Source organism: Paracoccus sulfuroxidans (assembly GCF_007830335.1).
Lineage (GTDB): Bacteria > Pseudomonadota > Alphaproteobacteria > Rhodobacterales > Rhodobacteraceae > Paracoccus > Paracoccus sulfuroxidans.
Map to the genome: position 1 here is coordinate 1 of NZ_VLKU01000012.1, position 26,656 is coordinate 26,656.

At 63.6% G+C, this 26,656-nt stretch carries 26 protein-coding genes; 11 read left to right on the forward strand and 15 right to left on the reverse strand.

Annotation, left to right across the window (positions count from 1 at the left end; genetic code table 11):
- Positions 1-310 (forward strand): hypothetical protein (locus tag IQ24_RS20345; protein ID WP_206751559.1); only part of this gene is annotated, 310 nt, incomplete at its 5' end.
- Positions 311-592: 282 nt separating this feature from the next.
- On the opposite strand, the gene IQ24_RS16585 is transcribed toward IQ24_RS20345, so the two are convergent.
- The 4 genes from IQ24_RS16585 to IQ24_RS16600 form a co-directional block, all read right to left on the reverse strand.
- Positions 593-1,744: a Hint domain-containing protein gene (locus IQ24_RS16585; RefSeq protein WP_145399409.1), complete on the reverse strand. Its 1,152-nt coding sequence runs from the start codon at positions 1,742-1,744 to the stop codon at positions 593-595.
- Positions 1,745-1,891: 147 nt separating this feature from the next.
- Positions 1,892-2,380, reverse strand: coding sequence for a 30S ribosomal protein S9 (rpsI, locus tag IQ24_RS16590; protein ID WP_145399410.1), 489 nt, complete (start codon positions 2,378-2,380; stop codon positions 1,892-1,894).
- A 2-nt stretch (positions 2,381-2,382) separates the two neighbouring features.
- The gene (gene rplM, locus IQ24_RS16595) at positions 2,383-2,847 is read right to left on the reverse strand and encodes a 50S ribosomal protein L13 (protein WP_145399411.1); all 465 of its coding nucleotides are present in this window, start codon (positions 2,845-2,847) and stop codon (positions 2,383-2,385) included.
- Between the two features lie 146 nt (positions 2,848-2,993).
- Positions 2,994-3,416, reverse strand: coding sequence for a PaaI family thioesterase (locus IQ24_RS16600; RefSeq protein WP_145399412.1), 423 nt, complete (start codon positions 3,414-3,416; stop codon positions 2,994-2,996).
- Positions 3,417-3,500: 84 nt separating this feature from the next.
- On the opposite strand from IQ24_RS16600, the gene IQ24_RS16605 reads away from it, so the two are divergent.
- The gene (locus IQ24_RS16605; protein ID WP_145399413.1) at positions 3,501-4,301 is read left to right on the forward strand and encodes an enoyl-CoA hydratase; all 801 of its coding nucleotides are present in this window, start codon (positions 3,501-3,503) and stop codon (positions 4,299-4,301) included.
- On the opposite strand, the gene IQ24_RS16610 is transcribed toward IQ24_RS16605, so the two are convergent.
- From IQ24_RS16610 to IQ24_RS16650, 9 genes are all read right to left on the reverse strand, one after another.
- Entirely contained in the window at positions 4,302-5,045 is a 744-nt protein-coding gene (locus IQ24_RS16610) for a cytochrome c biogenesis CcdA family protein (protein ID WP_145399414.1), read from the reverse strand.
- 74 nt (positions 5,046-5,119) lie between these two features.
- A complete protein-coding gene (locus IQ24_RS16615; protein WP_145399415.1) occupies positions 5,120-7,786 on the reverse strand; it encodes an Rne/Rng family ribonuclease in 2,667 nt (888 codons plus the stop codon).
- A gap of 497 nt (positions 7,787-8,283) precedes the next feature.
- Positions 8,284-9,609, reverse strand: a complete 1,326-nt coding sequence (locus IQ24_RS16620) for a sigma-54-dependent transcriptional regulator (protein WP_145399416.1) — start codon at positions 9,607-9,609, stop codon at positions 8,284-8,286.
- A gap of 22 nt (positions 9,610-9,631) precedes the next feature.
- Positions 9,632-11,425, reverse strand: coding sequence for a sensor histidine kinase (locus IQ24_RS16625; protein ID WP_145399417.1), 1,794 nt, complete (start codon positions 11,423-11,425; stop codon positions 9,632-9,634).
- A 70-nt stretch (positions 11,426-11,495) separates the two neighbouring features.
- Entirely contained in the window at positions 11,496-12,164 is a 669-nt protein-coding gene (gene purQ / locus IQ24_RS16630; RefSeq protein WP_145399418.1) for a phosphoribosylformylglycinamidine synthase subunit PurQ, read from the reverse strand.
- Positions 12,165-12,317: 153 nt separating this feature from the next.
- Positions 12,318-12,743, reverse strand: coding sequence for an EamA family transporter (locus tag IQ24_RS16635; RefSeq protein WP_145399419.1), 426 nt, complete (start codon positions 12,741-12,743; stop codon positions 12,318-12,320).
- A gap of 49 nt (positions 12,744-12,792) precedes the next feature.
- Complete coding sequence (locus IQ24_RS16640) at positions 12,793-14,004, reverse strand: NADP-dependent isocitrate dehydrogenase (protein WP_145399420.1); 1,212 nt, start codon at positions 14,002-14,004, stop codon at positions 12,793-12,795.
- 98 nt (positions 14,005-14,102) lie between these two features.
- Entirely contained in the window at positions 14,103-15,242 is a 1,140-nt protein-coding gene (locus IQ24_RS16645) for an HD domain-containing protein (RefSeq protein WP_145399421.1), read from the reverse strand.
- 55 nt (positions 15,243-15,297) lie between these two features.
- Positions 15,298-15,957: an alpha/beta hydrolase gene (locus tag IQ24_RS16650; RefSeq protein ID WP_145399422.1), complete on the reverse strand. Its 660-nt coding sequence runs from the start codon at positions 15,955-15,957 to the stop codon at positions 15,298-15,300.
- A gap of 156 nt (positions 15,958-16,113) precedes the next feature.
- Here IQ24_RS16650 and iscR point away from each other — a divergent pair, with 156 nt between their 5' ends.
- A complete protein-coding gene (gene iscR / locus IQ24_RS16655; protein WP_145399423.1) occupies positions 16,114-16,572 on the forward strand; it encodes a Fe-S cluster assembly transcriptional regulator IscR in 459 nt (152 codons plus the stop codon).
- A gap of 60 nt (positions 16,573-16,632) precedes the next feature.
- On the opposite strand, the gene IQ24_RS16660 is transcribed toward iscR, so the two are convergent.
- A complete protein-coding gene (locus IQ24_RS16660; RefSeq protein WP_145399424.1) occupies positions 16,633-17,070 on the reverse strand; it encodes a GNAT family N-acetyltransferase in 438 nt (145 codons plus the stop codon).
- 4 nt (positions 17,071-17,074) lie between these two features.
- Positions 17,075-17,911, reverse strand: a complete 837-nt coding sequence (locus IQ24_RS16665; protein ID WP_158637559.1) for a glucosamine kinase nucleotide-binding domain-containing protein — start codon at positions 17,909-17,911, stop codon at positions 17,075-17,077.
- Positions 17,912-18,002: 91 nt separating this feature from the next.
- Here IQ24_RS16665 and IQ24_RS16670 point away from each other — a divergent pair, with 91 nt between their 5' ends.
- The 8 genes from IQ24_RS16670 (at position 18,003) to IQ24_RS16705 (ending at position 26,655) form a co-directional block, all read left to right on the forward strand.
- Entirely contained in the window at positions 18,003-19,280 is a 1,278-nt protein-coding gene (locus tag IQ24_RS16670) for an ABC transporter substrate-binding protein (protein ID WP_145399426.1), read from the forward strand.
- Positions 19,281-19,332: 52 nt separating this feature from the next.
- Positions 19,333-20,223, forward strand: coding sequence for a carbohydrate ABC transporter permease (locus tag IQ24_RS16675; protein ID WP_199756623.1), 891 nt, complete (start codon positions 19,333-19,335; stop codon positions 20,221-20,223).
- Positions 20,223-21,044 carry a carbohydrate ABC transporter permease gene (locus tag IQ24_RS16680; protein WP_145399428.1) on the forward strand — a complete coding sequence of 274 codons (822 nt, stop codon included), beginning with the start codon at positions 20,223-20,225 and terminating at the stop codon, positions 21,042-21,044. Before IQ24_RS16675 ends, IQ24_RS16680 begins: the two co-directional genes overlap by 1 nt.
- Positions 21,041-22,081: a Gfo/Idh/MocA family protein gene (locus tag IQ24_RS16685; RefSeq protein WP_145399429.1), complete on the forward strand. Its 1,041-nt coding sequence runs from the start codon at positions 21,041-21,043 to the stop codon at positions 22,079-22,081. The genes IQ24_RS16680 and IQ24_RS16685 overlap by 4 nt, the downstream gene beginning before the upstream one ends.
- Complete coding sequence (locus IQ24_RS16690; protein WP_145399430.1) at positions 22,068-23,069, forward strand: ABC transporter ATP-binding protein; 1,002 nt, start codon at positions 22,068-22,070, stop codon at positions 23,067-23,069. The genes IQ24_RS16685 and IQ24_RS16690 overlap by 14 nt, the downstream gene beginning before the upstream one ends.
- Positions 23,070-23,169: 100 nt before the next feature.
- On the forward strand, positions 23,170-24,276 hold the full coding sequence (nspC, locus tag IQ24_RS16695; RefSeq protein ID WP_145399431.1) for a carboxynorspermidine decarboxylase: 1,107 nt from the start codon (positions 23,170-23,172) through the stop codon (positions 24,274-24,276).
- Between the two features lie 23 nt (positions 24,277-24,299).
- Positions 24,300-25,523, forward strand: coding sequence for a saccharopine dehydrogenase family protein (locus tag IQ24_RS16700; RefSeq protein WP_145399432.1), 1,224 nt, complete (start codon positions 24,300-24,302; stop codon positions 25,521-25,523).
- Positions 25,524-25,650: 127 nt separating this feature from the next.
- Entirely contained in the window at positions 25,651-26,655 is a 1,005-nt protein-coding gene (locus IQ24_RS16705; RefSeq protein ID WP_145399433.1) for a GlxA family transcriptional regulator, read from the forward strand.
- Position 26,656: the final 1 nt, after the last annotated feature.

Consider the following 26,656-nt stretch of genomic DNA (forward strand, 5'->3'; position numbering starts at 1 on the left):
ATCTCTGCTTATCGTCCTCACTTGCGTGAGCCGACAAACAGTGAAGCTGACACTCTCATCATCGGTTTCCCTAGAGAGCCGATATGCGTCGATCCGCGTCGAAAAACGACCAAACCACCCGCATATCCCTTCAGATATCTCGCAATGTCAAAAAGCAGAGGAAACAAAACAACCTGAACCGCGCCAATCACTCAGCGCCGTCAAGCCGCATCGTCTCCAGATAGTGTCCCGGATCTTCCGCGTCAAGGGCTCTCTCAAGCTTCCCATCCGCTTCCTTCCGTCCCGTCCGACCGTTCCGTCGTCTCGGTGAAGCGGTGTTTAGGCCCCAGCCCCGACAGCCGCAAGCACAAAAATGCAGAAATCCGAAAGATTGTTGTAAGTGGCTGAAATAAAACAGAAAATTCAGGCGGCTCCCCGCCGCAAATTCCCACAACAACAACCCAACTCCAGAATCATCACACACAAATATCCCAAATTCATGACAAATCACGATTCCCAGACGGACTAGAACATAGAGAATCCCGGGGAAACGACGAGGAATCGCTGATTCACCTCCCCGACTCGCTCGGCGAAGGCGATTCTGCGGGGCTGGTCAGCTCAGCGACAGCAGCGAGACACCGTTCTTGCGATGACGCCTGGCTAGGTCCCGCCCCTCCTTCCCTGTCAGCAGACGGCGAGCACCGGGAATCTCTTCCTCCCCTCGGGCCAGCGCAGGGAACAGAGCCATCATCTCGGCCTGCGCCTCATCATCCAGCGCCGACAGCCCCGTCGCACCGGGATAGAAGGATTCGGCGGGCGCGCCTTCGGCATAGACAATCTCGTGCTGATCGAAGGCGAAGTGGACATAGGTGATCTGGTCCAGATGCTCGACCGTGACGCCCGGCAGATCCAGAAGATGCTTCGCCGCGACCAGCACCCCTTCTGATGAGAACAGCCTGCTGGCGATTCGAGACGTCACTAGAACGCGATGCTGGGCCGAGACAATCAGATCGGCCTCCGGCAGCCCTGCCCCAAGCGCACCAGCCGAGATGCGCACCGGCAGCAACTGCGGGTTGCCGCGCAGCTCGGCCGGGCCAAGATGCTTCCTTCCCACCCAACGGATCGGGCGGACGCCGCTGTCTTTCGTGATCACCTCATCGCCGACTTCCAGTTGTCCCACCGCGACAGACCCCGATGGCGTCGCAATCCGGACGCTCTCCTCGAAGCAGACAATCTTGACGTTGGGCAGGTTGCGGTTCGCAAGCGTTCCAAAGAAGCCGCTGCTGCTATGCGCGATCAGCTTGATGGACTGGATGTTCTGGCCAGAGAAGTTCTCGGGCGTGAAGTTCGAGAAGATGGCCCCGTTCTCAAGCTGAACGAAGGCCAGCACCTGCCTGAACGTTGTGCCGTTGCCACGCGTGACCTCAATGTTCCAGGTAAACACCGAATCGATGTCAGAGGTGATCTTGCCGTTACCAAGATCATAGGTGAAGCTGTCGGCCCCCATAGGCCCGCCCTGCCCGGCGACACGGTTCTTGAAGTCGTTCTCTTCCAACCGGGTCGAATTGCCTTCGCGGACAGTGTCGTTCTGGGTCACCGTCAGCAGCCGCATGTTCGCAGAGGTAAATAGCTTGTTGGCGACCCACCCCGGGACAGTGGTCAATTCGTTGGTGTCATTGTTGAGGTTCGGGCTGCTTCCCGCCTCGGTCGGGTCCAGATCGGCATATTGCCCGAAATAGAACTGCGTCACGTTATAGGTGGGCATGGTCGGCTCTCACGCTTGGGGTACCGGGCGCATCCCGGCATGCAGCTTGAAGAGAGAGTGACCGAACCAGATTAAGATCAGGCTAATGCAGACATGAAAAAAGCGCGCCAGACTGGCGCGCTTTCGGAATTCCGGTCGAAGTTGCGATCAGCGCTTCGAGAACTGGAACGAACGGCGGGCTTTGGCCTTGCCGTATTTCTTCCGTTCAACGACGCGCGAGTCGCGGGTCAGGAAGCCGGCTGCTTTCAGTGCCGCACGCAGCGAGGGCTCGTGCAGTTGCAGCGCTTTCGAGATGCCGTGCTTGACCGCACCGGCCTGGCCCGAAAGACCACCGCCAGCAACGGTTGCATAGACGTCGTACTGACCGGAAACGCCAGCGATGTCGAAGGGCTGGCGCAGGATCATCTGCAGCACGGGACGGGCGAAGTATTCAGCCATGTCCTTGCCGTTGACCACGATCTTGCCCGAGCCGGGCTTGACCCAGACGCGAGCGACAGCGTCTTTGCGCTTGCCGGTGGCATAGGCACGGCCCTGCGCGTCACGCTGGGGTTCACGCGGAGCGGCAGGTGCAGTGGCGGCGACCGTACCGGTCGTCACCGACTTCAGGTCGTCGAGGGTTTTGATGTCTTCGGCCATTCTTACGCGCTCCGGGTATTCTTGGCGTTCAGGACTTTGACGTCCAGCACTTCGGGCTGCTGAGCTTCATGCGGATGCTCGGCGCCGGCATAGACGCGCAGGTTGCTCATCTGCTGCTTGCCCAGGATGTTGCGCGAGATCATGCGCTCAACGGCCTTGATCACGACGCGCTCGGGGTGCGCACCTTCCAGCACCTGACGCGCGGTGCGGTGCTTGATGCCGCCCGGGTGGCCGGTGTGCCAGTAGTATTTCTTCTGGTCGCGCTTGTCGCCGGTCATCTGCACCTTGTCGGCGTTGATGATGATGACGTTGTCGCCCATATCCATGTGCGGAGTGAAGGTCGGCTTGTGCTTGCCGCGCAGGCGGTTCGCAACGATCGAGGCAAGACGGCCCAGAACCACGCCCTCGGCGTCGATCAGGATCCACTTCTTCTCGATTTCCGCTGGTTTCGCGGTGTAGGTTTTCATCGGACGTTCCCTTTGGGGATGAGAATTCGTGATGCGCGTATATCCAAGAATGTCCGGCATCGGTCAAGTGCACAGCGCTTTAATTTACCTTGCAATATCATATCGTTACGAAATAGGTATCCAAATACCACAAATTCTGCCGCTTTTTATCCCCGCGTAGGCGGAATCGAATAGGTCATCGAGCATCTGGCGACGGGTTCTTCCCCACCTTCCGAATAGATCAGCGCCTCGCCGACCGCCAGAACCCGGCCCAGCTTGAGAATCCGGCATTCGGCCAGTAGGTCGCGCCCCGCCTCGGGCTTGCGCATGAAGTCGATCGAGGCGTTGGTTGTCACCGCCAGCGCGACCGGCCCGATGCGCGCCAGGATCGCCAGATAGATCGCCACATCGGCCAGCCCGAACATGGTCGGGCCGCTGACCGTGCCGCCCGGACGCAGATGCTCGTCCCGCACGGACAGGCGCACGACGACATTCTCTCGCGCCACAGTGTCGACGCTGATGAACGGTACCTGCGGAAATTCGCTTCGCAGGAAGGCGTTCAGACTGTCGCGGTCCATCTGGATGGTCATGCTTTCCCCCAATTCACTCGGCGGGTAAGGTGATCAGCGATGAACGGAAACACAAGCCGACAACAATCCGGAGACGCTGGAAAGATGACAGATACCGCAACGGAACCGCTGATCCTGCGTCAAGATACCGGCCATGTCGCGCGGCTTGTGATGAACAGCCCGGCGAATTTCAACGCGCTTTCGACGGCGATGATTGCCCAGATGTCAGCGGCGCTGGAGAAGATCGCGGCAGATCCGCAGGTGCGCGTGGTCATCATCGCGGCGACCGGCAAGGCCTTCTGCGCGGGCCATGACATCCGCGAAATGCAGGCCGCGCGGCAGGATGCGGATGGTGGAGAAGCCGCCTTCGCCGCGCTTTTCGGCGCCTGCTCGGCCATGATGCAGCGCATTGCCGCCCTGCCCCAGCCCGTCATCGCCGAGGTTCAGGGCATCGCCACCGCCGCCGGATGCCAGCTGGTCGCCAGCTGCGATCTGGCCGTCGCGGCCGAGGGCGTCCGGTTCGGCGTGAATGGCGTCAATATCGGCCTCTTCTGCTCGACCCCTATGGTCGCGCTCAGCCGGGCGATCCCGCCCCGCGCGGCATTCGAGCTTCTGGTGACCGGAGGTTTCATTGACGCGGCCCGCGCGCAGGAACTTGGGCTTGTGAATCGCGTCGCACCGGTGGACGGGCTTCAGGATCATGCGATGGAGCTTGCGCTCACCATCGCCTCGAAACTGCCAGCCGCGGTGCGGTTGGGGAAAGAGGCCTTTCGCCAGCAATCCGGGCTGCCCCTAGATGCGGCCTATGCGCAGATGTCGGAAACCATCTGCGCCAACCTTATGCTGGAGGATACGGCCGAAGGCATGCAGGCGTTTCTGGAAAAGCGCCCGCCAAGCTGGGCCTGATCAGCCCAGCATCGCGAGGAAGGGGAAGGTTTCCAGCAGCCAATAGGCGAACATCGAAAACGCCCCGGTCAGCAGCGCCACGCCGACAAGGACCAGCAGCGCGCCCATGACCTTCTCGATCACCGTCAGATAGGGTTTGATGCGGTTCATCACCCCCATCGCCCGGTTGATGAAGATCGCCGAAAGCAGGAAGGGAATGCCCAGCCCGATGGCATAGACCGCCAGCAGGCCCGCGCCACGCGACACCTCGCCCCCGGTTGCGGCCAGCGACAGGATCATGCCCAGCTGTGGCCCGATGCAGGGCGTCCAGCCAAAGGCGAAGGCCAGCCCCAGCACATAAGCCCCCATTGTCGAGCCGCCGCGATCTCCGGTATCCAGCCGCGCCTCGCTGTCGAGGATCGGGATGCGGATGACGCGCAGGAAATGCAGGCCCATGACCATCACCACGACGCCTGCGCCGCGCGCCAGCCAGTCCTGATATTGCAGGAACATCCGCCCGAAGGCCGAGGCCGCCATCCCCATCAGCAGAAAGACCGTCGACAGGCCCAGCACGAAGAACAGCGCGGGCACGACGGCGCTGCGCTCTCCCTGCCGCAAGCCCGAGACACCAACCCCGGTCATATAGGCCAGATAGGGCGGCACCACCGGCAGCACGCAGGGCGAGAGGAATGACAGAATGCCTGCCAGCATGGCGACCATGGCGGCGGGCAGGAAGGCGGCATCGATAAGGTCAATTCCAAACATGCCGCACCATGGCTTGGAAAAAGGGCGCGGGGAAGCCCCGCGCCCTCACGCTTACGTGGGTATGTCGCCCGTGATCAGCTGGCCGACCACCAGCCGCGGCGCTTGGCGCGCGGGGCAGCTTCGGCTTCGACCGGCGCGGCGGGCGCGCTGGCCTCAGGCGCTGCACCCTCGGAAACCGGCTCTTCTGCGGGTTTGTCATCCTCGGACGGCGCGGCATCCTCGGCCAGAGCGGGTTCGACTTCGACCGCCGACATGACCTCGGCGACGACTTCGGTGACGGTCCCGTTCATCCCGAGGTGCGACGATTCGTCCTCGACCACCGCAGCCGGTTCATCGGCTTCGACCGGCGCTTCGGGCTCGGGCGATGCCTCGACCGCAGCTTCAGCCGCGGGCTCCGATTCGGCGGCCAGTTCGGGCGCGGCTTCAGCATTGGCTTCGCCAGCGGACTCATCGGGCTTGCGACGCGAGCGGCTGCGGGTCCGGCGACGCGGCTTGGTGCCAGCCTCTTCCCCCTCGACTGCGGCCGGAGCGGCTTCCGCCTCGACGACCTCGGCCTCAGCCACTTCGGTCACGCCTTCATCATCGGCAGCAGCCTCATCCGAGTCATCCCCCTCGGATGCGCCCTGCATCTCGGCACCATCCTCATCACCCTTGCCACCACGACGGCGGCGACGGCGACGGCGGCGCGACTTGTTGCCATTCTCGGACTGCTCATCCGAGGCATCGGCCACAGCCGCGACGGGCGCTTCGGCCTCATCCTCGTCCTCGACCTCATCGACGATCTCGTCATCGTCGATCTGCGCCATCAGTTGCGCATTGACCGAGACGACCTGCGTCGCGACTTCCGGCACATTGCGCGTGGCGGTCTTGAACTTCTCGATGGCGTAATCGGGCGAGATCAGCACCGGATCAGCCTCGACCCGGACGGACATGCCATAGCGTGCCTCGATCCCGGCGATATGCTCGCGCTTCTGGTTCATCAGGAAGTTGGCGACGGCGATCGGCGCTTTCACCAGCACTTCGCGCGAACGCTTGCGCGTGCCCTCTTCCTCGATGGCGCGCAGGATCGTCAGCGCAAGGCTGTCGTCCGAGCGGATGAGGCCCGTGCCATGGCAATGCGCGCAAGGCTGCGTGGTCGATTCCAGCATGCCGGGGCGCAGACGCTGGCGCGACATCTCCAGCAGGCCGAAGCCCGAGATGCGGCCAACCTGAATGCGCGCGCGGTCGGTTTTCAGCCGCTCCTTGAAGCGCTTCTCGACGGCGGCGTTGTTCTTGCGCTCTTCCATGTCGATGAAGTCGACGACGATCAGACCGGCAAGGTCGCGCAGACGCAGCTGGCGGGCGACCTCTTCGGCGGCCTCGAGGTTGGTCTTCAGCGCCGTATCCTCGATCGAGCCTTCCTTGGTGGCCCGGCCCGAGTTCACGTCGATGGCCACCAGCGCCTCGGTCACGCCGATGACGATGTAGCCGCCCGATTTCAGCTGGACGACCGGATTGAACATCCCGGCCAGATAGCTTTCCACCTGATAGCGCGCGTAAAGCGGCATCGCATCGGTGTAATGCTTCACGTTCTTGGCGTGGGACGGCATGATCATCTTCATGAAGTCCTTGGCGGTGCGGTAGCCGCGCTCGCCCTCGACCAGAACCTCGTCGATCTCCTTGCTGTAAAGATCGCGGATCTGGCGCTTGATCAGATCGCCTTCCTCATAGATCGGCGCGGGCGCGACCGACTTGAAGGTCAGCTCGCGGATCTGCTCCCACAGGCGCATCAGGTATTCATAGTCGCGGCGGATCTCGGTCCGGGTCCGCTGGCTGCCGGCGGTGCGGATGATCAGGCCGGCGCCTTCCGGCACCTCCATCTCGCTGGCGATTTCCTTCAGCTTCTTGCGGTCGACGGCATTGGTGATCTTGCGGCTGATGCCGCCACCGCGCGCAGTGTTGGGCATCAGGACGCAATAGCGGCCCGCCAGCGACAGATAGGTGGTCAGCGCGGCACCCTTGTTGCCACGCTCTTCCTTGACGACCTGGACCAGCATGATCTGCCGGACCTTGATCACTTCCTGGATCTTGTAGCGACGAGCGCGCGGCTTTTTCGGCGGCGCGATTTCTTCCGCGATGTCCTCCTCGGCGACAGATTCGATCTGGTCGTCGTGATGCTCATCATGGTGATCGTCGTGATGATCGTCGTCGCAGGACGCCTCAGCCTCGCTGGAAGTGGCATCGCTGGCAACGGCGGTCTCCTCCGCAACGGCGGCGACTTCCGGCTGTTCCGCTTCGATCTTCAGGGTCTCGGCGACGTCAACGGCCTCGGGCTCGGCGGTGTCGACGACGGTCATGCCCTCGATCTCGTCCGACGAGATCACGGCATCCGCTGCCACAGCCGCAGGCTTCGCACCGCCGCGACGGCGCGAGTTGCGCTTGGGCCGCTCTGCCTCTTCGGTTTCGGCGACCGCAGCCGCGCGCTCTTCCTCGATCAGCGCTTTGCGATCTGCAGCCGGGATCTGGTAGTAATCCGGATGGATCTCGGCAAAGGCTAGGAAGCCATGGCGGTTGCCGCCATATTCAACGAAGGCCGCCTGCAAGGAGGGCTCGACCCGCGTCACCTTCGCCAGATAGATATTGCCAGCAAGCTGTCGCTTGTTGACTGTCTCGAAATCAAATTCCTCGACTTTTGTTCCGTCCACCACGACAACCCGGGTCTCCTCGGGATGTGTAGCGTCGATCAGCATTTTTTTTGACATAGTACCGTCTTTCGGGCAGCCGCTCCTGTCCGCCATCAGGCGGTGAAAGGTCACGGCTGCTGCATGAGATTTCCGCAAGTGTCGCTTCGGAAACGGCAAAAGGGGCCACCGGGGTCATGCCCCGCAGCCCATGCCTGAAACAATCCGACGCGCGATCCATCGCGGCATTTACCCTGTTTGGCCCGTTTCGACAAAGCCGATCCGGGCGGCGTACACGAAGGCCCAGAGGCCCCTTGGGGCATGGGCGCTGTTTTCCCGCACATCGCACCACCGACATCCCTGCGGGAGGCCAAGGCTGGCGCTTGCGCTGCGAAACTGTCTGCGGATGGTCCACAACCTATCGGTGTGTGTCATCATCCCACATATGACTTACATAAAGGGTATCCCCGAAAAAATACAATGGCGTTTTGCGATACCGCCATGACTTCCGCCGGAAAGGAAACGGGCACCCCGTGACAGGGTGCCCGCTTTCAGGGGATTTTCCCGGCGATCGCAGATCAAAGATAGTCCGCGCGGCTCAGGCCATATTTCGCCATTTTCTCGTTCAGGGTCCGGCGCGGCAGGCACAGCTCGTCCATGACGGCGGCGATGCTGCCCTTGTGGCGACGCATGGTATTGTCGATCAGCATCTTCTCGAAGCTCTCGACATATTCCTTCAGCGGCTTGCCCTCGGTCGTGGTGGCTTCCTGCGTGTCCTCGCCATCGGCCATCAGCAGCGAGGCGATCGAGCCCGAGCCGCGACGGTTCTGCAGCACCGCGCGTTCGGCCACGTTGATCAGCTGGCGGACGTTGCCGGGCCAGGGCGCCTGCAGAAGCTGCGCGGCCTCCTGCGCGGTCACCTGCGGGGGCTCGCAGCCATATTCCTCCGAGAACTGCTCGGTCATGCGGGTGAAGAGCGCCAGGATATCCTCGCCGCGCGAACGCAGCGGCGGCAGGGTGATCTTCAGCGCGGTCAGGCGATAGAACAGGTCCGGACGCAGCGAATCCTCGGCCCGGCGACCTTCGCCCCGCGCGTTCGAGATGGCGATGATGCGGGTTTCAGCCGGGGCCCCCTGCTCCGAGATGAAGGCCAGAAGCCGCGCCTGCAGCGGGTCCGACAGCGCCTCGATATCCTCAAGGCACAGCGTACCGCCACGGGCTTCCTCAACGGCGGGCAGGCCATTCTCGACCGGACCGAACAGCTTCGCCGACAGCACCTCGTCATTATAGGCGGCGCAGGAAATCGGGACGAACTTGCGCGAGGCGCGTGGCCCCACGGCATGCAGCGCATGCGCGACCAGCGTCTTGCCGGTGCCGGTTTCGCCGTCGATCAGCACATGGCCGTCGGCCTGTCCCAGATCCAGAATATCCTCGCGCAGGCGGTCCATCTCGGGGCTCGAGCCCACCAGCTTCGACATCACCTGCTGGCCTTCGCTGAGATCGCGGCGCAGGGCGCGGTTGTCCAGCGTCATGCGGCGGGCCTGGCTGGCGCGCTTGGCAAGCTCGGTCAGGCGGTCCGGGTTGAAGGGCTTTTCCATGAAATCCATGGCCCCGATGCGCATGGCCTCGACCGCCATCGGCACGTCGCCATGGCCGGTGATCATGATGACCGGCAGGCCGGAATCGATCCCCATCAGGCGCTTGAGGAAGGCCATCCCGTCCATGCCCGGCATGCGGATGTCCGAAATGACCACGCCCGGCCAGTCGGCGCCGATGACCTTCAGCGCCTCCTCGGCGCTGGAAAACATTTCGGTATCGAAGCCGGACAGGGCCAGCCACTGGCTGATCGACTCGCGCATGTCTGGCTCATCATCGACCACGGCAATTTTCATGGTGCGGCTCATTAACCGTTACCTTTCTTTCTCGTTACTCGGCCGCAAGCTGCGGCCCTGACCTCTGCTTTGGGTCGTACAAGGGTAGTTCAAGTTCAAATATTGCACCGGATTTACCTTCCTCGGTCGCGTTATGGGCGGTCAGGCGGCCGCCGAAATCGGATGCGATTCCGGATGATATGGCCAGACCAAGACCGGTCCCTTCGCCGGGTTTCTTGGTGGTGAAGAAGGGTTCAAACAGGTTTTCCAGATCGGAAACACCCGGCCCATTGTCACTGACAGACAAAAGGGCGTGAGAACCCGTACTGACGGTAATTTCGATGGCCGCATCGCGCTGGCCCTTGATGGCGTCGACGGCATTGCGCAGCAGGTTGATGATGATCTGCTCCAGCCGGATGCGGTCGCAATAGACCACCACCGGATAGCGCGGCACGTTGCGCTGGATGCGGATCTTCCGGCTGCGCAGCTGCGGCTCCATCATCATCAGCGCGCTCGACAGCGCCGCGCGCAGATCGACCGATTCGAAGGCCTCGCCGCCCTTGCGGGCATAGGATTTCAGCTGACGGGTGATCGCGCCCATGCGTTCGACCAGATCGTCGATGCGCTGGAAGCTGGACAGCGCCTCCTCACCACGCCCGCGCTGCAGCAGCAGGCGTGCACCGGCCAGATAGGTCTTCATCGCGGCCAGCGGCTGGTTCAGCTCATGGCTGACGCCCGCCGACATTTCGCCCAAAGCCGCCAGTTTCGAGCTTTGCTGGACCGTCTGCTCGGCCACGCGCAGTTCCTTCTGCACCCGCTCACGCTCGGCAATCTCGCGCGTCAGGCGGTTGTTCAGCGCCCGCAGATCGGCGGACTCGCGCATATAGGCGGCCGTTTCGCCGCGCGCCCGGCGCGACAGCAGATAGAACACCGCCGCCAGCAGGATCGCAAAGCCCATGATGACCAGCGCCAGCACCGAGTTCACCCGCTCACGCACCGAATCGTAGGTGGTGAAGGCGACCATCTTCCAGCCGCGGAAGGGAATGCGCGTCTCGGACTGCATCACCGCCTTGCCCTCGACATAGGCATCCGCCGGCATCGAGGTCCAGTCGGCGGTCACCTGAAACGCCCGCGCAATGGCCGATGGGGCCGAGCGGATCTCCAGCGCCTCGGGCAGCGTCAGCCCGCGCCAGCGCGGCTCGGTCGACAGGATGATAACGCCGGAACTGTCGGTCACCGTGATCGCATCGGAAATCCCGGCCCATGACCGCACCAGACGCGACAGATCCGCCCCCACGACGATGACGCCCAGCGTCCGCCCTTCCGAGACGATGGCGCGGGAATAGTTGAAGTCATACCCCCCCTGCGCCGGGGTCGAGACGGTGAAAACCGTATCTTTCGAGCGCAGCGGCTCTACGAAGAACGGCGCCTGTACGTAATTCGTGCCCAGAAGGTTGCGGTCGGTCGAGCCAACGGTGCGGCCAGACGCGTCCAGCAACCGGATCGAGGCCGCCCCGATTTCCTTTTGCGCCGACATCAGCCGCGCCGAGGTGCCCGAGAAATTGTTCGAGGTCAGCGCGCTGATCAGCGCCGGATCGCGCGCCAGCAGAAGCGGCACGACCGAGGTGCGCTGCAATTCAGACAGAAGGTTGCCGGTGTAAAGCGCCGAGCGCAGCTCGGTGCGGACACGGGTGTTTTCGGAAAAGCGCGCCGTCAGCCAGGCATTGGTCAGCCAGATCGTCCCCACGGCGACGACCAGAAGCACGGCAATCGCGCCGCGCAATCCCCAGCGGGCAGGCGACCCGCCCTTGCCCTCGGAGGGGTCCGAACTGACACCCTTCCTATTCATGAACCTCCGAAAACACCCCGTTCAGACGGGGTGCCTGTCCAATTTATTCAGTTAGAGCAAACCGCTCAAGTCAGGCGGCAACAAGCCCACCGATCAAAGCCGAAAACAGCCGAGCGCCATCCGATCCGCCATGCGCCGCTTCGGCCGCACGCTCGGGGTGGGGCATCATCCCCAGCACCCGCCGGTTCGCCGACAGCACGCCCGCGATATCCGCGACCGAGCCGTTGATGCCCGGCGCATAGGTGAAGGCGATGCGGTCCTGATCTTTCAGCGCCCGCAGCCCCTCGTCATCCACCTGATAGTTGCCATCGTGATGCGCGACCGGCAGGCGGATGCCCTGCCCCGCCGCATAGCCCGAGGTGAAGGCGCTGTCGGTCGAGGCGACATTCAGCGCCACCTCGCGGCAGATGAACTTCAGCCCCGCGTTGCGCATCAACGCACCCGGCAGCAGGCCCAGCTCGGTCAGGACCTGAAATCCGTTGCAGATGCCCAGCACGAAACCGCCGCGCGCCGCATGTTCGCGGATGGCTGCTGCAATCGGCGAATGGGCGGCGATGGCGCCGCAGCGCAGGTAATCGCCGAACGAGAAGCCACCCGGCACAGCCACCAGATCGACGCCTTCGGGCAGTGCATCATCCTTGTGCCAGACCCGGCTGACCGTGGCCCCCGCGCTTTCCAGCGCAACGGCAAGATCTCGGTCGCAGTTCGACCCGGGGAAGGTGATGACGGCAGCTTTCATGTCAGGACTCCGATATTCCTGCGACTTCCTTTAGCTCAGGAATGCAGAACTGTTAAGCGCCTTTGCCAGAAGGCACGGGAAATTGCTTGTCTGGCCGCCGATCCGACGCCCTGCGATTGTCCGCGCGGGCCGCGTTTTCCCCCTGAGGGGAGGCTAGCGCAGTGCGACCAGAATGGCCCCAAGCGCGATCAGGCCGACCCCGGCCCAGTTCACCGCGCTCAGCCGCTCGCCCAGAAAGGCCACGCCGAACAGGGCCACCAGCACGACGCTCATCTTGTCGATGGGGGCCACGCGGGCGGCATCGCCGATCTGCAGAGCGCGGTAATAGCACAGCCAGCTTGCCCCCGTCGCCAGCCCCGAAAGCACCAGAAACACCCAGCTGCGCGTGCTGACGCTGCCGAAACTCTGCCAGCCGTTTGTCAGCGACAGGATCAGCGCAATCGCGCCCAGAATCACCACCGTGCGGATGAAGGTCGCGAAATCCGAGCCGACGCCCGCCACGCCGACCTTGCCAAAGATCGCCGTCAGCGCGGCAAAGACCGCCGACAGCAGTGCCCAGAATGTCCAGTTCGCGATCATGCCCACTCCAAGAAGAAAGGCCGGGGTGCTGCCCCGGCCTTCGTGTCGATCAGCTGAGCGCCTTGTTCAGGTACTCGTCGACCTTTTCCAGATAGCCCATGGTGCTGAGCCATTTCTGATCCGGCCCGACCAGCAGCGCAAGGTCCTTGGTCATGAAGCCGTCCTCGACCGCCTGCACCGTCACCTTCTCCAGCGTTTCGGCGAAGTTCAGCAGCGGCGCGTTGTTGTCGAGCTTCGCGCGATGCTTCAGACCGCCGGTCCACGCATAGATCGACGCGATCGAGTTGGTCGAGGTCTGGTTGCCTTTCTGATGCTCGCGGTAGTGGCGCGTCACGGTGCCGTGGGCGGCTTCGGCCTCAACGGTTTTCCCATCGGGCGTCATCAGAACCGAGGTCATCAGGCCCAGCGAGCCAAAGCCCTGCGCCACGATGTCCGACTGCACGTCGCCATCGTAGTTTTTGCAGGCCCAGACATAGCCGCCCGACCATTTCAGCGCCGAGGCGACCATATCGTCGATCAGGCGGTGCTCGTAGTGGATGCCCGCCTTCTTGAACTGGTCGGCGAATTCGGCGTCAAAGACTTCCTGGAAGATGTCCTTGAAGCGGCCGTCATAGGCCTTGAGGATGGTGTTCTTGGTCGACAGATACACCGGATAGTTCCGCTGCAGACCATAGTTGAACGAGGCGCGGGCGAAATCGCGGATCGAATCGTCAAGGTTGTACATCGCCATGGCGACGCCCGAGGACGGCGCGTCGAAGACTTCATGCTCAATGGTCTCGCCATCTTCGCCGACGAATTTGATCGTCAGCTTGCCCTTGCCGGGGAAGCGGAAGTCGGTGGCGCGATACTGGTCGCCGAAAGCGTGACGGCCGACGATGATCGGCTGGGTCCAGTGCGGCACCAGACGCGGCACGTTCTTGCAGATGATCGGCTCGCGGAAGATCACGCCGCCCAGAATGTTGCGGATCGTGCCGTTGGGCGATTTCCACATCTTCTTGAGGCCGAATTCCTCGACGCGCTGCTCATCGGGGGTGATGGTCGCGCATTTGACGCCAACGCCGTATTGCTTGATCGCATTGGCGGCATCGATGGTGATCTGGTCGTTGGTGCGGTCCCGCTCTTCGATGCCCAGATCGTAGTATTTCAGGTCCACATCAAGATAGGGCAGGATCAGCTTCTGCTTGATGAAATCCCAGATGATCCGGGTCATTTCATCGCCATCAAGCTCGACGACAGGATTGGCTACCTTGATCTTCGACATGGGGGGTCCCTTCGGTTAGGATTCGCTTGCGCGCCTCTTAGACCGAAACCGATGGAAAGAAAAGGCTTGTATGCGATTGCATACCGAAATAACGCGCCCTAGCCCGCCAGCATCGGCCGTGCGCGCGCATCCAGCCACTCCCACAGCGCCGGAGCGCCGCGCGCAATCTTGACGCCCACCCGGTCGACCAGTTGCTGATGGGTCACCTGATATTCCTGCCAGGTGCCGCCCCCGGCATTGAGGTTCAGCATCACCGGCTGCGCCCGGTCCAGCGAGTTGGCATATTGCGCGGTCGGGCTTTCATTCTCCTCGAACTCGGCCCAGATCGCCCGCAGCGCCTGCCCCTTGGCGGCGGGCAGAAGGCCGAACAGACGCTGGGCGGCGCGCGCCTCGGCATCCATCTGGTCGGTGCTGTGATGGGTCAGGCCATTGCCCGAATGGATCGGCACATCGCCGGTGTCGATCTCGACCAGATCATGCAGGATCAGCATGCGGATCGCCCGGCCAATGTCGACGCCCGGCGCGGCCAGCGGTGCCATCACCAGCGCGAACAGCGCCAGATGCCAGCTGTGTTCGGCGCTGTTTTCGCGCCGACCGGAATGGATGCGGCTGGCGCGATAGACCGACTTCAGCCGATCCGCCTCGGCCAGAAAGGCCAGTTCCGGGGCCAGCGCGTCAGGCAGGTCGCGCCCGCCCAGCCGGGCTTCGATGGCGGCGATGGCCTCGGACCATTCGTGGCGCAGGCGTGCGGCGCGGCCGGTGTCGATGTTGTCGCGGCAGATCTGCAGATGCTCGGGGATCGGGTCCGAGGCCATGACCACCTCGAACATCGGCTGAACATGGTCCATGCGCTTGGCAAAGCGCGCATCCTCGGTCTCCGCCGTTTCGAATTCCTGCCAAAGCTCCATCAGCGCCGCGCCATCGGGCAAAAGCCCGAACAGGCGGCGCGCGGCGTCCAGCTCGGCCACGGCGACCGCACCCGCATCGTGGTCAAGGTGGATGGGATGATCGCCGCAGTCGATCTCGACCAGATCATGCAGCAGCAGCATGGCCAGCGCCCGGTCGCTGCCGCCAAAGACCAGCGCGAACAGCGCGACGTGCCAGCTGTGCTCGGCGCTGTTTTCCGCCCGCGACAGATCCATCAGCACGCTGGCACGGTCGACGGATTTCAGCCGGTCGGCCTCGGTCAGAAAAGCAAAGCGGCGGGTCAGGTCATCGAGCGGCAGGAGGTCGGTCATTCGGGTCTCGTCCGGGGAAAAAGCGAAGGGCCGGAATGACCGGCCCCTCAGTTCGTCAGCGTGTGTTTTCCGTCAGCCGTCGACGGACATAGGTCTGCACCGTGTCGATCATCGGCTTCATATGCACCTCATCGTCGCGGAAGAAGTGGTCCGCGCCATCGACTTCCTCATGCGTGATGGTGATGCCCTTCTGCTCGCGCAGTTTCGAGACCAGTACATGCGTGTCCTTCGGCGGCGCGACGCGGTCGGCGGTGCCGTTGATGATCAGCCCCGAGGACGGGCACGGCGCGAGGAAGCTGAAGTCATACATGTTCGCGGGCGGGGCCACGCTGATGAAGCCGGTGATCTCGGGACGGCGCATCAAAAGCTGCATGCCGATCCAGGCACCGAAGCTGAAGCCCGCGACCCAGCAATGCTTGCTGTTGGGGTTCATCGCCTGAAGATAGTCCAGCGCCGAGGCTGCATCCGACAGCTCGCCAATGCCCTGATCGAACTCACCCTGGCTGCGTCCGACGCCACGGAAGTTGAAGCGCATGACGGTGAAGCCCATGCGATGGAAGGCATAATGCAGGTTATAGACCACGCGGTTGTTCATGGTCCCGCCAAATTGCGGATGCGGATGCAGGATGATCGCGATGGGCGCATCCGGCGCATGCTGCGCGTGGTAACGCCCCTCAAGACGTCCTTCGGGACCGGGGAAAATCAATTCGGGCATGGGCTTCCTTTGAAATTCGGGTTTCTTGACCCTATGGCGGCACGGCTCTAGATCGACTATCTGGGAAGCGCGCGTGAATTAGGCAAGACGCGGTCAAGGATGGCTGGGGGCTTTAGCCCGAAGCGCCCATAGCGTCAATCCGTAGGGAGGGTTCGGATGAAATTGTCGACAAAAGGGCGTTACGCCATGGTCGCACTGGTCGACCTGACCATCGCCAAGGGGGACGACCTGACCTCGCTGGCCGAGATCTCGAAGCGTCAGGACATCTCGCTGCCCTATCTCGAGCAGCTTTTCGTGCGCCTGCGCCGTGCCGGTCTGGTCGATTCCGTGCGCGGCCCCGGCGGCGGCTACCGTCTGGCCCGCCCGGCCGAGACGATCCGCGTCTCGGAGGTGCTGGAGGCGGTCGATGAAACCGTGAACGCGCTGCATGTGGGCGCGGGTGCCTCGGGCGGCGTGTCGGGATCGCGGGCGCAGACCCTGACGAACCGGCTGTGGGAAAGCCTGTCAGCGCATGTCTATGTGTTCCTGCACAACGCGACCCTCGCCGATGTGGCCAAGAACGCCCTGCTGCCCTGCCCCGCGTTGCCGAAGCTGTTTTCGGTGGTGGACGAGTAGCGGCGCGGTGACATCGGCAGGTGATGGGCACTAAAAGCCCGACCTGCCCTGCACACCGCGTCAGGGCCGTCGCTTCTCCAGCCGAATATCGTCCTCACCAATCGCGCTTTCGTTGCCCCAGTCGAGGCTGCGATAGAACCCCGCCGCGCGGGTCGTCCGCCCGGTTTCCAGCCAGATGGTGGAATGCGTCTTGAAGAGCTGATCCTCGGCCACCTGAACCAGCCTTCTGCCGATCCCCTTCCCTTCATGCGAGGGCAGCACGAAGGCCGCGAACAGCGAGCCTTCCTCGGCATCGATCATCGAGAAGCCGACGATGGCCCCCTCCTCGACCGCCACCCAGCAGCAGGGTGAGGCGAGGATCATCTGCGTTACGACCTCGGGCGTGATGCCCAGCTCGACCATCTCCTCGACCGACAGATGGTTCTCATGAACCGAGGTGCGCACATGCGTGATCGCGGGCAGGTCCTCGGGAGTAGCGGGTCTGATCTCTGCTGGCATGGCCCTATCCATTCTCGCCCAGCTCCCGCGCCAGACGGACCGCGCCGTCCAGCGGCGTGCCTCTTGCGGGGCGCTGGCTCCAATGATCGAACAGGCGGTCGGCGAAGATCGGGCCCAGACCGCCGGTGAAGGTGACAGGCAGGCGCGCGCCCTCTTGCAGACGCTCGACCGCCGCGATCACATAGTCGCAGCCTGCGGTCAGCACCTGTTCGGCCACCGGATCGCCCGGGTGCTCCAGCATGACGCGGGCCAGACGGGCGAATTCGCCGCCCGTCGCGGTGCGGGCGAAGCCCACGATGCCCTGTGCGCCCTCCATCTGTGCCAGCACCGCCTGCGTCAGCGGGCTGGGCGGGACGAGGCCGTCCATCGTCCGCAGCGTCAGGGTCAGCAGCAGCTTCCCCATCCAGGCCCCGCTGGCCTCATCGCCCAGCACCGGGCCCCAGCCACCGATGGAGAGGATCTCGCCCGCCGACTGGCGCGAAAAGACCGACCCCGTGCCGATCGCGACGACAATACCGTCCGCCGCGCCAAGCGCACCCGCGACGGCGGTGACCGCATCATGCACGACCCGCGACTTGCCGAAGGGTAGCATCGGCCCCAGCCAATTCCGCGCGCCCGAGATATTGGCCCCCGCCAGCCCCAGACAGGCGGCCACCCCGGCGGGGTCGCGCCCGTCCAGCGCCTGCGCGGCGGTCGCCATGATCGTCTCCAGCGCGCCCTGCCGATCCGAGTTGATATTGGCAGGCCCGCCCTCGCCACGGCCCAGCACCCGGCCATCGGCATCGACCAGCTCGGCCCGACATCCGGTGCCGCCGCCATCCAGTCCCAGATACAGGTCCATGCGACTTCCCCTTGACGGCCCAATGACACGGTTGCAATCCTTTTCATCAGCTAACAGCGCGCCGGAAAGGCCGCAACAGGGAGAGAGAGCGATGTTCCACAGATTGACCGCTGCCATGCTGGCGGCGACCGCGCTGACGACGCCAGCCATGGCCCAGGACGTGACGCTGACCATCGAATCCTGGCGCAATGACGACCTGCCGATCTGGCAGGAAAAGATCATCCCCGCCTTTGAGGCCGCCCATCCCGGCATCAAGCTGAACTTCGCGCCCTCGGCCCCGGCGGAATACAACGCCGTCCTGAACTCGAAGCTTGAGGCCGGATCGGCGGGCGACATCATCACCTGCCGCCCCTTCGACGCCTCGCTGCAGATGTTCGACAAGGGCCAGCTGGCCGATCTGACCGATCTGCCGGGCATGGCGAACTTCTCGGATGTGGCGAAATCGGGCTGGTCGACGGATGACGGGTCGAAGACCTTCTGCGTGCCGATGGCCTCGGTCATCCATGGCTTCATCTACAACAAATCCGCCTTCGACGAGCTGGGCCTGACCGAGCCGAAGACCGTCGACGAATTCTTCGCCACGCTCGACAAGATCGAGGAAGAGGGCAGCTATGTCCCGATGGCCATGGGCACCGCCGACCAGTGGGAAGCGGCCACCATGGGCTATCAGAACATCGGCCCGAACTATTGGAAGGGCGAGGAAGGCCGCAAGGCGCTGATCGCCGGCACCGCCAAGCTGACCGATCCGCAATTCGTGGCCCCGCTTGAGCAGCTGGCGAAATGGGGTCCCTATCTGGGCGACGGCTATCAGGCGCAGACCTATCCCGACAGCCAGAACCTGTTCACGCTGGGCCGCGCCGCGATCTTCCCGGCGGGTTCGTGGGAAATCGGCATCTTCGGCCCGCAGATCGCTGGCGCGTTCGAGATGGGGGCCTTCCCGCCGCCCGTCCCGGCCTCGGGCGACAAATGCTATATCTCGGATCACACCGATATCGGCATCGGCCTGAACGCCGCCTCTAAGAACGCGGATGCGGCGCGCACCTTCCTCGACTGGGTCGCCAGCCCCGAGTTCGCGACGCTTTACGCCAACGCCCTGCCCGGCTTCTTCCCGCTCTCGAATGCCGAGGTGAAGCTGGACGATCCGCTGGCGCAGGAGTTCATCTCGTGGCGCGGCGAGTGCGAGTCCACCATCCGCTCAAGCTACCAGATCCTGTCTCGCGGCACGCCGAACCTGGAAAACGAGATGTGGAACGTCTCGGCCAGCGTGATCAACGGCACCGTCACCCCCGCTGACGGCGCGAAGAAACTGCAGGACGGGCTGGAAAGCTGGTACAAGCCCGGCGAGGCCACCGCGCCCGTCGCCAACTGAGCAAGGCGGCCCCTGCCCCGGCACCCTGCCGGGACAGGGGCGTCATCTGACGATGAAGCGCGCCCATATCCTTGTCTTTCTGGCCCCCGCGGTCATCGTCTATACGGTGATCATGGTGCTGCCGCTGTTCGCGACGCTGCAGCTTTCGCTGTTCCGCGACGGCGGCTTCGTGGGGCTTCAGAACTTCCGCACCCTCTTTGGTGACACGCGTTGGAGCGCGTCCTTCTGGAACGCGCTTGGCAACAACCTCTGGTTCTTCATCGTCCACATGCTGGTGCAGAACCCCATCGGCATCCTGCTGGCGGCGCTGCTGTCCTCACCCCGATTGCGGGGCGCGGCTTTCTATCGCACGGCGATCTTTGTTCCCACGATCCTCAGCTTCGTGGTCGTGGGCTTCATCTGGAAGCTGATCCTGTCGCCGATCTGGGGCATCGCGCCCGGCATGCTGGATGCGGTCGGGCTGAAATCGCTGTTCTCGCCCTGGCTGGGCAAAGAGGGCTCGGCGCTGACGACGCTGGCGCTGATCTCGGTCTGGCAGTTCGTGGGCATTCCGATGATGCTGATCTATGCCGCGCTGCTTTCGATCCCCGATGAGGTGCTGGAAGCCGCCGAGATGGACGGCGTCACCGGCTGGTCGCAGTTCTGGAAGATCAAGCTGCCGCTGATCCTGCCCTCGATCGGGATCATCTCGATCCTGACATTCGTGGGGAACTTCAACGCCTTCGACCTGATCTATGTGGCGCAGGGGGCGCTGGCGGGGCCGAATTTCTCGACCGATATTCTGGGGACCTTCTTCTATCGCACCTTCTTCGGCTTCCAGCTGCAACTGGGCGATCCGAACATGGGAGCAACGATTGCGACGGTGATGTTCGGCATCATTCTGGCGGTCGTCTGCGTCTATCTGTTCGCCATCCAGACCCGGTTGAGAAGGTATCAGTTCTGATGCGCCGCAACCGGATCCTCGCCCATGCGGTGTTGCTGACCTATACGGTCATCGCGCTGTTTCCCGTCTTTCTGGTGGTGCTGAACAGCTTCAAGAACCGCCGCGCGATCTTTGCCGATCCGCTGGCCTTCCCGGATGCGAAAAGTTTCGACCTGATCGGCTATCAGACGGTGCTGAAACAGGGCGATTTCCTGCTGTATTTCCAGAACAGCATGATCGTGACCGTTGCCTCGCTGACCTGCGTGCTGCTGTTTGGCGCCATGGCCGCCTTCGCGCTATCGGAATACCGCTTTCGCGGCAACATGCTGACCGGGCTTTATCTGGCGCTTGGCATCATGATCCCCATTCGCCTTGGCACGGTCGCCATCCTGCAGGGCATGGTCGCGGCGGGGCTGAACAACACGCTGCTGGCGCTGGTGCTGGTCTATACCGCGCAGGGGCTGCCGCTGGCGGTCTTTATCCTGTCCGAGTTCATGCGCGGCGTCTCGGATGACCTGAAATCGGCGGGGCGCATCGACGGGCTCTCGGAATACGCGATCTTCTTCCGGCTGGTCCTGCCCTTGGTCCGGCCCGCAATGGCGACGGTCGGTGTCTTCACCATGATCCCGATCTGGAACGACCTGTGGTTCCCGCTGGTTCTGGCATCGACCGAGGAGGTCAAGACCATCACCCTTGGCACGCAGGTCTTCCTTGGCCAGTTCGTCACCAACTGGAACGCGGTTCTGGCGGCGCTGTCGCTGGCGATCCTGCCGGTTCTGGTGCTTTACCTGATATTCTCGCGGCAGCTGATCCGCGGCATCACCGCAGGAGCCGTGAAATGAAGATACTGGTCGCCGGTCTGGGCAATATGGGCCGCAGCCATGCGCTTGGCTGGCAGAAACTGCCGGGGGCCGAGCTGGTGGCGCTGGTCAACCGCTCGGCCCCCGATCTGCCGCCCGAGTTGCAGGGCATCCCGCTTTACACCGACTTTCACGAGGCGCTGGCTGCAACCCGGCCCGATGTGGTGGTGGTCGCGACCTATTCCGACAGCCACGCCGAATTCGCCATCGCCGCGATGCAGGCGGGCGCGCATGTCTTCGTCGAAAAGCCGCTGGCGACCACGGTCGAGGACGCCCGCCGCGTGGTCGAGACCGCCCGCAGCCTGAAGCGCAAGCTGGTCGTCGGCTATATCCTGCGCCACCACCCCAGCTGGCAGCGGCTGATCGCGGAATCGCGCGCGCTTGGCGGGCCTTACGTCTTCCGGCTGAACCTGAACCAGCAGTCGAAGGGCCCGACGTGGGAGGTGCACAAGCAGCTGATGCAGACCACGCCCCCCATCGTCGATTGCGGCGTCCATTACGTCGATGTCATGTGCCAGATCACCGACGCGCCCCCGGTCGAGGTGCGCGGCATGGGCCTGCGCCTCTCGGATGAGATCGCGCCCGAGATGTACAATTACGGCCATTTTCAGGTGCTCTTCGAAGACGGCTCGCTGGGCTGGTACGAGGCAGGCTGGGGCCCGATGATGTCCGACACCGCCTTCTTCGTGAAGGATGTGGTCAGCCCGAATGGCGCGGTCAGCATCCGCATGGCCGAGGATGCGCGCTCGGACGATATCGACACGCATACCCGCACCTCGAAGCTGCGCCTGCATCGCGTGGGCCTGCCCGATCAGGATCTGTCGATGCAGGGCGAACCCGGCCATCAGGAGCTTTGCGACGCCGAGGCCGCCTTCATGGCCCGCGCCATTGCCGAGGATCTGGACCTTGACCGCCACATGCAGGACGCCGTCACCTCGCTGGCGGTCTGTCTTGCCGCCGACGAATCTGTCCGCTCCGGCCAACCCGTCAGACTGAAAGGCCCCGATGCACGCGCTTGAGATCAGGAACCTTCGCAAGACCTTCGGCAGTGTCGAGGTCATCCCCGGCGCCGATCTGGCTGTCGAGCCGGGCGAATTCTGCGTCTTCGTCGGCCCCTCGGGCTGCGGCAAATCCACGCTTCTGCGGATGATCGCGGGGCTGGAGGAACCGACCTCGGGCGATATCCTGATCGGCGGGCAGCGGGTGAATGACCTGCCCCCCGCGAAACGGGAAATCGCCATGGTCTTCCAAAGCTATGCGCTTTACCCGCATCTGACGGTCGCCGGAAACCTTGGCCTTGCGCTGAAACAGGCCGGCACGCCCCGCGCCGAGGTCGAGGCTGCGGTCAAGCGCGCCGCCTCGATGCTGGCGCTTGAGCCCCTGCTGCAACGCCGCCCGGCCGAGCTTTCGGGCGGCCAGCGCCAGCGCGTCGCGATTGGCCGCGCCATCGTGCGGCGGCCGAAACTGTTCCTGTTTGATGAGCCGCTGTCGAACCTCGACGCCGCCCTGCGCGGCCAGACCCGGATCGAACTGGCGCGGCTGCATCGCGAACTGGGCGCGACGATGATCTATGTGACCCATGACCAGGTCGAGGCGATGACGCTGGCCGACCGTATCGTCGTGCTGAACGCGGGCCGGATCGCGCAGATCGGCTCTCCCATGGAGCTTTACAACCGCCCGGCCAACCGTTTCGTCGCGGGCTTCATCGGCTCGCCCTCGATGAACTTCCTTGCGGCGGAACGCAGCGGGCTGACGCCCCCCGCAGGCGCGGTCGAACTGGGCATCCGCCCGGAACATATCGCGCTGGCCGATCATGGCATTCCCGCCCGCGTCACCCATGTCGAGCGGCTGGGCCATGAAACGCTGGTCCACACGGATGGCGAGGCCGGGCACATCACCCTGCGCCTTGTCGGCGAACATGATCTGCCGGTCGATCAGCCGGTGCATCTGCGCCCCGATCCGGCCCGCGCGCATTGGTTCGGGCCCGACGGAAACCGCTGCGACTAGGCGGCCCGGCCCGTCACGCGGCTGACACCTTTCCTTGCGAAACCTGCAGTCTGGCCCTATATGCGGCCTTTCTGCTTTGACCTCAAAGGTTTCGCGCGCCATGGCCGGACTTCAGACGCCCTATTACCTGATCGACCTCGCCAAGCTGCGGGGCAATATGGAAAAGATCGCCCGCCTGCGGGAACGGTCGGGGGCCAAATGCCTGCTGGCGCTGAAATGCTTCGCGACCTGGTCGGCCTTTGATTTCATGCGTCCCTTCATGGATGGCACGACCTCTTCCAGCCTGTTCGAACTGCGTCTGGGCCATGAGGAATTCGGCAAGGAAACCCATGCCTATTCCGTCGCCTGGGCCGATCACGAGATCGACGAGGCCATCTCCTATGCCGACAAGATCATCTTCAACAGCCTGGGCCAGCTGGACCGTTTCGGCGACCGCGCCAAGGCCAAGGGCATTCAGGCCGGGCTGCGGCTGAACCCGCGTTTCTCGACCTCGGGCTTTGATCTCGCCGATCCCGCGCGGCAATTCTCGCGCCTTGGCGAATGGGATCTGCCGCGTCTCGAGCAGGCGCTGGACCGCATCAACGGCGTGATGATCCACTATAATTGCGAAAACCGCGATTTCGCGCTGTTTGATCTGCAACTGACCCGGATCGAGACCGAATTCGGCGAGTTCCTGAAGAAACTCGACTGGGTCAGCCTGGGCGGCGGCATCCATTTCACCGGCGACGACTATCCGCTGGACGCGCTGGCTGACCGGCTGAAGGCGTTCTCTGAAAAGTTCGGCGTGCAGGTGTTTCTGGAACCCGGCGAGGCCAGCATCACCGGCTCGACCTCGCTGGAGGTCACGGTTCTGGACATCATCAACAACGGCAAGGATGTCGCCATCGTCGACAGCTCGATCGAGGCGCATATGCTGGACCTGCTGATCTATCGCGAGACGGCAAAGCTACCGCAGGACGGCACGCATGACTATCAGATCGCCGGGAAAACCTGCCTTGCGGGCGATATTTTCGGCGACGCGCGCTTTGCCGAGCGCCTGAGCATCGGCGACCGCATCAGCATCAGCGATGCGGCCGGTTACACGATGGTCAAGAAGAACTGGTTCAATGGCGTCGCCATGCCCTCGATTGCCCTGCGCGAGGAAGACGGATCTGTCCGCCTTGTCCGCGCGTTCCCCTATGCCGACTACAAGTCGAGCCTGTCCTGACCTCTACCTGAAAGGAAACTGAATTGGCCAAAAACGTTCTCATCATCGGCGCCGGTGGCGTCGCTCAGGTGACAGCGCATAAACTCGCTCAGAACGCCTCCGAATTCGGAGCCCTGCATATCGCCAGCCGGACCCAGTCCAAGGCGGACGACATCATCGCCAGCGTGAAGGCGAAAGGCCATCAGGTCGAATTTACCTCGCATTCCGTCGATGCCATGGACAGCAAGGCCGTGGCCGATCTGATCCGCAAGATCGACGCGAATATCGTCATCAACGTGGGTTCAGCCTTCGTGAACATGACCGTGCTTCAGGGCTGCATCGAAACCGGTGCCGCCTATCTGGACACCGCCATCCATGAAGACCCCGCGAAGATCTGCGAAACCCCGCCGTGGTACGGCAACTATGAATGGAAGCGCCGCGAGGCCGTGGAAAAGGCGGGCATGACCGCCATTCTGGGCGTGGGCTTCGACCCGGGCGTGGTGAACGCCTATGCCCGCCTGGCCGAGGATGAATATTTCGACAAGATCGAGTCCATCGACATCGTCGACATCAACGCAGGCTCGCACGGGCGCTGGTTCGCCACGAACTTCGACCCCGAGATCAACTTCCGCGAATTCACCGGCACCGTCTACGCCTGGCAGGGCGGCAAATGGACCGAGAACAAGATGTTCGAGGTCGGTCGCGAATGGGACCTGCCGGTCGTCGGCAAGCGCACCGCTTATCTCTCGGGCCATGATGAGGTTCACAGCCTCTCGGCCCGCTACAAGGACTCGGACGTCCGCTTCTGGATGGGCTTTGGCGAGCATTACATCAATGTCTTCACCGTGCTGCAAAACCTTGGCCTGCTGAGCGAACAGCCGGTCAAAACCGCCGAGGGGCTTGAGGTCGTGCCGCTGAAGGTGGTCAAGGCCGTGCTGCCCGACCCGGCGAGCCTTGCGCCCGATTACGAGGGCAAGACCTGTATCGGCGATCTGGTGAAGGGCACCCGCGACGGCAAGCCGGGCGAGGTCTTCATCTACAACGTCGCCGACCACAAGGACGCCTATAACGAGGTCGGCTCGCAGGGGATTAGCTATACCGCTGGCGTGCCCCCGGTGGCAGCGGCCATTCTGGTCGCCCGTGGCGAATGGGACGTCAAGAAGATGGTCAACGTCGAGGATCTGCCCGCCCGCCCCTTCCTTGAGCTGCTGGGCAAGCTGGGCCTGCCAACCCGCGTCATCGACGCGACCGGCGATCACCCGCTGTAGGGGCGGCACAAGCAGCAGATGACAGGCCGGGCCAGAGCAATCTGCCCGGCCTTTTTCTTTTCGGCGGTTCTGGCGTTTCCGTAGCGTCACGGTATCATTGCGTCACCCACCATCTGCGAATCGCGACATGTCCACACCGCCGTCCCCCCGCCTGCGCATCGGCTTCCTTCTGACGCCACGCTTCACGCTATCGGCCTTCGCCACTTTCGTCGATGTGCTGCGCCTTGCCGCCGATGATGGCGACGGTTCGCGCCCGATCCGCTGCAGCTGGAAGGTGCTCTCGCATGACATGGCGCCGGTGCAATCCTCTTGCGGGATGCGGCTCGAGCCGGATGAGCGGATGGGCGACGTCAGCCAGTACGACTATATCGTCGTAGTCGGTGGGCTGATCGACGGCGGCCCCGGCCTCACGCCCGAACAGATCGCCTTCCTGCGCCGCGCGGCCGAGGCCAAGGTGCATCTGGGCGGGCTTTGCACCGGCGTTTTCGCGCTGGCCCGGATCGGGTTGATGGACGGCTATCGCTGCTGCGTCAGCTGGTTCCATCACGAGGATTTTCTGGCCGAGTTCGAGAAGATGCGCCCCGTCTCGGACCAGATCTTCGTGGTCGACCGCGACCGCATCTCGTGCCCCGGCGGCGTCAGCGCCGCGCATCTAGCGGCCTTTCTGGTCGACCGGCACATCGGGCGGGCGGCGGCGCGCAAAAGCCTCTCGATCCTGATCATTGATGAGGCCATGTCGGCGGATCGCCCCCAGCCCGGCCTGCCGCTGGAACTGTCGGCGCGCGATCCGCTGGTGCGCCGCGCCCTGCTGGCGATGCAGCAGAATCTGCACTCGCCCCTGCCGATTGCCCGCATCGCCCGCGATCTGGGCGTCGGACGCCGCAAGCTCGAGCGGCATTTCAACGCCGATCTGGGCATTCCGCCTGCAGACGCCGCCATCCGCATCCGGCTGGCGCAGGCCCGCATGCTGCTGAGCCGGACCGACCGCACCGTCACGCGCATCGCCGAGGAAACCGGCTTCTGCGACGCCTCGCATCTGATCCGCGTCTTCCGCGAGGCCGAGGGCACGACGCCCGACCTCTGGCGGCAGCAACCTCAGGCCGAGGATGAGGCCGCGCCGATGCCGATGTGAC